The following is a 1,235-nucleotide window of genomic DNA, read 5'->3' as shown; positions in this document are numbered from 1 at the left end:
GCACGATCCACAGTTTTGCCCCCTCGAAATCGCGGTCTTGGCGCCCGGCCTTCGCCTTCTTGTCACCGAAAGCTGTTCGATAGGCGGTGATCCCGGCGAAGGCAACGACTACTGGTTTGGTTGCGCGCACGATGTTTCGGACCCGGACTCCGCCAGTTGCGAGCTCCTCCGACGACAATTCATCTGCGCGCGCAGTTGCCCGCACCGCCAAGTTGGTGATGCCCACTCCCCGATCGATCAGATGTTGTGTGTCAGCGTCCGACATACCCGCGGAGGGGTCGATCGCACGCTCGATGATGCCTGCCCGCAGCAGTGCCGGATAGAACCGATTACCCGGCCTCGCGAAATGCGCGCCCGTCGCGGCAGTCCACAGTCCCGGATTGATACCGACGAACAACAGCCGACAATTCGGCCCGATCAGATCCTCGATCTCGGCGTCTCGGAAAGACTCCAGCTCGGCGCGCGTGAATCCCATGCTCCCAGTACATCAGGCCGTCACGACAGCGCCTCGCGCACCTCGTCGATCGCGTCGTGCATCATCTGCTCGTACACGTCGATGTCCGGAATCGAGGCCGGACTGCTGGTGATGCTGATCGTCACCGTGTCCCCGATCCCGTGGACGCCGTGGGTCAACGACATGACCGGTGACAAACTCGGGAAGCCGGCGGTGAACCGAACGACGCCGCCTCCGAGCATCAGATCCGCGTCACCGCGCGCGACACTCGACACCACGGTGTTGCCGGTGACCTCGTCGGGCACCGCCGTGAAATCGTATTGCTGCACGCCCCAACGGACCAGCGGGCCGGGAACCGCGTTCAGCGCGAGATCCGACGCTGCACTGGACGGATGGGACGCTCGTGCGCGACGCTCGTCCATCGACTCCTTGATCCGTTGGGCTCGCTCACGAAGGTCTTCGACGTCCGGGAACAGTCCGACACCTGCATTGCGGAAGTGGTTGCGCGCCGTGGGTGTACCCGCCTTGGCGATGGTCACCTCAGCTCCCAGTTCCGGCGGTACCGAGCCGTCTCGCTCGGTGAGGTAGTTCGCCATCGCCAGCGAGATAGCTGTCATCGCTCCGACCGTGACGGATACGCCGTCGCCACGGAAATCTGCGCTGTCCCGCACGACCATGCGCACCAATCGGTGAGGTCCGGGCCGCAACCGCTCATACGCTTTTCGGGATTCCGCAATTCCCCCTTTCGCCGCGTCAGGGCTGATCAGACGGTTTGTAAGGG

General features: G+C 63.7%; 2 protein-coding genes. Both read right to left on the bottom strand.

What is annotated here, in order from left to right; translation table 11 throughout:
- Window positions 1–475: mismatch-specific DNA-glycosylase (locus tag ABT116_RS47840; RefSeq protein ID WP_351647756.1), on the bottom strand; the 475-nt coding region annotated here is incomplete at its 3' end.
- Window positions 476–495: 20 nt separating this feature from the next.
- Window positions 496–1,235, bottom strand: a 740-nt coding sequence (locus ABT116_RS47835; RefSeq protein ID WP_351647754.1) for a WS/DGAT domain-containing protein, incomplete at its 5' end; no start/stop codon positions are given.

The organism is Streptomyces sp. NPDC002130 (assembly GCF_040296465.1).
GTDB lineage: Bacteria > Actinomycetota > Actinomycetes > Streptomycetales > Streptomycetaceae > Streptomyces.
This window is presented reverse-complemented; position numbering and strand designations above follow the sequence as displayed.